This is a genomic window from Leisingera sp. F5, from assembly GCF_001593695.1.
In genome coordinates this window covers 1-3,619 of the sequence record NZ_LUKH01000219.1, presented here as the reverse complement: position 1 = coordinate 3,619, position 3,619 = coordinate 1, and the positions used below count along the sequence as shown (strand labels likewise).

4 protein-coding genes are annotated in these 3,619 nt (G+C 61.5%); 3 read left to right on the top strand and 1 reads right to left on the bottom strand.

Features of this window, described 5'->3' with window-relative positions; translation table 11 throughout:
- Positions 1-13: 13 nt before the first annotated feature.
- The 3 genes from A2I95_RS27670 (at position 14) to A2I95_RS27660 (ending at position 2,685) form a co-directional block, all read left to right on the top strand.
- Positions 14-802: a TatD family hydrolase gene (locus A2I95_RS27670; protein ID WP_291735086.1), complete on the top strand. Its 789-nt coding sequence runs from the start codon at positions 14-16 to the stop codon at positions 800-802.
- On the top strand, positions 802-1,599 hold the full coding sequence (locus tag A2I95_RS27665) for an MBL fold metallo-hydrolase (RefSeq protein ID WP_259992646.1): 798 nt from the start codon (positions 802-804) through the stop codon (positions 1,597-1,599). Before A2I95_RS27670 ends, A2I95_RS27665 begins: the two co-directional genes overlap by 1 nt.
- A gap of 153 nt (positions 1,600-1,752) precedes the next feature.
- On the top strand, positions 1,753-2,685 hold the full coding sequence (locus A2I95_RS27660) for an AEC family transporter (RefSeq protein ID WP_291735082.1): 933 nt from the start codon (positions 1,753-1,755) through the stop codon (positions 2,683-2,685).
- Positions 2,686-2,809: 124 nt separating this feature from the next.
- On the opposite strand, the gene A2I95_RS27655 is transcribed toward A2I95_RS27660, so the two are convergent.
- A complete protein-coding gene (locus A2I95_RS27655; RefSeq protein ID WP_291735080.1) occupies positions 2,810-3,544 on the bottom strand; it encodes an aspartate/glutamate racemase family protein in 735 nt (244 codons plus the stop codon).
- Positions 3,545-3,619 lie beyond the last annotated feature (75 nt).

The window sequence follows — 3,619 nt, the reverse complement described above, 5'->3', positions numbered from 1 at the left end:
GACGACTCCCCAGATTACGGACAGCCATTGCCACCTGGACTTCCCCGATTTCGAGGGGCGGCTGGATGAGGTGATTGCCAGCGCGGCTGAGGCCGGCGTGACCCGGATGGTGACGATCTGCACCAAGATGAAAAACGAAGCCACCGTGCGCGCTATTGCCGAAGCGCACGCGCCGGTTTTTTATGCCGCGGGCACCCACCCGATGAGCGCGGCGGATGAGCCGCTGGTCTCGGTGGATGACCTGGTTGCCCTTGCCAAACACCCCAAATTTGTCGGCATCGGCGAGACCGGGCTGGACTATCACTATACCGCCGACAGCAAGGACGTGCAGCAGGAGTCCTTGCGCATCCATATCGCTGCCGCCCGCGAAACCGGCCTGCCGCTGATCATCCACGCCCGCGCGGCGGATGACGACATGGCCCGCATTCTGGGCGAGGAGATGAAGAACGGCGCATATTCTTGCGTGATGCACTGCTTCTCTTCCTCGGCCGAGCTGGCCAAGGCAGCACTGGATCTGGGGTTCTACTTGTCGATGTCCGGCATCGCCGCCTTCCCCAAAAGCCAGGAGCTGCGCGATATCTTTGCCACCGCCCCGGTGGAGCGTATTCTGGTAGAGACCGACGCCCCCTATCTGGCGCCGCCGCCCTACCGCGGCAAACGCAATGAACCGGCCTATTCCGCCTTTACCGCCAAGGCGGGTGCCCAGGTTTTCGGCATGGATTACGCCGATTTTGCCGCGCAGACGCAGGCGAATTTTGACCGGCTGTTCTGGAAGGCCGCAGCTTATGAGGCCGCCGCCTGATGGCTGAGATGCGGTTCACCATCCTCGGCTCGGGGTCCTCGGGCGGGGTGCCGCGGATCGGCGGCCATTGGGGCGACTGCGACCCCAAGAACCCGAAGAACCGGCGCCAGCGGTGTTCAATGCTGGTAGAGCGTGTTGATGAGGGCGGCACCACATCCGTGCTGATCGACACCACCCCCGACATGCGCAGCCAACTGCTGAATGCAGAGGTCAGCCGCCTGGACGCCGTGGTTTACACACACTCCCACGCCGACCATCTGCATGGCATCGACGATCTGCGCATGGTCTATTTCAATATGCGCCAGCGCATCCCTGTCTATGCCGATGGCGCCACTCAGAACGACCTTCTGAACCGCTTCGGCTATGCCTTTGCGCAGCCGGACGGATCACCCTATCCGCCGATCCTGGACCTGAAGACCATTGACGGACCTTTCAGTGTGAATGGCCCTGGCGGCGAAATCACTTTCCGCCCGTTTGAAGTCGATCATGGCTCGATCGACGCGCTGGGGTTCCGGATCGGCGGGTTGGCCTATCTGCCGGATGTGTCCAGAATTCCCGACGCCGCCTTGCCGGAGCTGGAGGCGCTGGATATCTGGATCCTGGACGGGCTGCGGCGCACCCCGCATCCTACGCACTTCAGCTATTCCGAAGCGCTGGAGTGGTTCGCGAAGATGTCCCCCAAACGCGGCATCATAACCAACATGCATATCGACATGGATTACGCCACGGTCGAAGCCGAGACTCCGGACCACATCACCCCGGCCTATGACGGCATGGTGATCCGGGTTGAGCTATAGCGCAATGCCCAGGTCTGCCGCCGTGCGCCCCGGCCCGCTGGGCAGACGGCAGACTTCATCTTTGCAAAAATACTCCCGCCGGAGGCATTTGCGGCCAGAAGCCAGACACTGCCCCCTGAACGGCAGCATCCCTTGCCTTCAAGGGTCAGGCTGATGTTTCAAAGCCTGATTGACGTCATCCTGCCGGTTTTCCTTGTTGTTGGCGCGGGTTATGCTGCCACCGCACGGGGAGTGCTGAGCGAAGCGCACATCGAAGGTGTGATGAAGTTTGCGCAGGGCTTTGCCATTCCCTGCCTGCTGTTCAAGGCGATGGCGGAACTGGACCTGTCTGCCAGTTTCGACCCGCGGCTGCTGGGGAGCTTTTATACCGGCGCTTTCACCTGTTTCCTGATTGGCGTGTTCGGTGCACGGGCGCTGTTCAAGCGGGAGTGGGAGGACTGTATAGCCATCGGGTTCTGCTGCCTGTTCTCCAACTCGGTGCTGTTGGGTCTGCCGATCACTGAACGCGCCTTTGGCCCTGAGAACCTGACCGGAAACTACGCGATCATCGCCTTCCATTCGCCGTTCTGTTACGGCGTCGGGATCACCGTGATGGAGATCGTGCGCAATCGCGGCGCGGGCGGGATCAAGACCGTCTCGGCTGTGCTGAACGCAATGTTCCGCAATGTGCTGATCCTGGGCATCGCGCTGGGGTTTGCGGTGAATCTGTCAGGGCTCACCATCCCGCTGGTGGTTGATGAAGCGCTGTCGCTGATCATCCGGGCCGCGCTGCCCTGCGCACTGTTTGCGCTTGGCGGCGTGCTGGTGAAGTACCGCCCCGAGGGTGATTTGCGGGCGATCCTGTTTGTCTGCTTCACCTCGCTGATGATCCATCCGGCAATCGTATGGGTGCTGGGATCGGCGCTGGCGCTGCCGCAGGATCTGTTCCGCTCGGGCGTTTTGAACGCCGCGATGGCGACCGGGTTCAACGGTTACATCTTTGCCAATATGTACGGCCGTGCAAAACGGGTGGCGGCGTCCTCGGTGCTGATCGCCACCGGGGCGAGCATCCTGACCGTGTGGTTCTGGCTGCTGTTGCTGAGCTGAAACGGGCTGAAAGAATAGGTCAGAACCTTTGTTCAAATGTTTCGCGCGCGAAACATTCCGGCAGCAATTCTGACTTTAAACTTATGATTTCATTAATGAATTTACACTACCCTCCGGCAGCTCCTCACCAGCGCGGATCATCCAGCTCCAGCGGGAACCCTTTGGGCAGCAGGCCCGCCTGGAACCAGTTGATGAAGGAATGGATGGAGAACACCGGCAACCCTGTGGCTCTGCGCACGTCGCGGGCGTAGGGCACCATATTGGTGCATTCCAGCACGATGGCGCCAAGATCCGGAATGTCCGCAACCATCGCGCGGGCGGCGTCTATCATGTCCAGGCGGCAGGCCTCGAAGTCGATCTGCGGTGCATCGCCAAGAATGTCGCGGGTAAAGCAGCGGCCGCCGTCGGTTCCGGCAATGGGCGTGTCCAGCGGCACGCCTGCGGCCTCAAGATGCGCAGGCGTCAGGGTGGCCTTGGAGATCGTCAGGATGCCGCAGCGCTTGCCCGCGGGCAGCAGGCTCTGCACCATCAGCACCTGCATCAGCGATGAGGTCGCCACCGGCACCCCCAGCGCCTGTTTCACCTCGTCCTGGATCAGCGCCAGGAAGCCGCAGTTGGTGGTGATGCCGTCGGCGCCCATGGCGACCAGATCGCGGCCCGCTTCGACAAACAGCTCCACCAGTTCCTTGGGATTACCCCGAACCACGTTTTCCGGATTGGCACCGCGCACCACCTTGTAATGCAACGGGAAATCCCAGGTCATCGCGTTACCCATATCGCCATGGATACGGGGAAAGCGCGTTTCCAGCATCAGGATGCCAACCGCGGCGCCAAAGACTGTTTTTCCGCCTCGTTCCATGAGGATCCCCTATTCGTCCGGCACGTAGAGCTGGGAGAATGCGATGCGGACAGCTTCCGTCGCCTCTTCCCGGCG

Bases quoted from the DNA above. Each gene is read 5' to 3' on its own strand.
- A2I95_RS27665 (WP_259992646.1), top strand. From the start codon at position 802: ATGGCTGAGATGCGGTTCACCATCCTCGGCTCGGGGTCCTCGGGCGGG.
- A2I95_RS27660 (WP_291735082.1), top strand. From the start codon at position 1,753: ATGTTTCAAAGCCTGATTGACGTCATCCTGCCGGTTTTCCTTGTTGTT.
- A2I95_RS27655 (WP_291735080.1), bottom strand. From the start codon at position 3,544: ATGGAACGAGGCGGAAAAACAGTCTTTGGCGCCGCGGTTGGCATCCTG.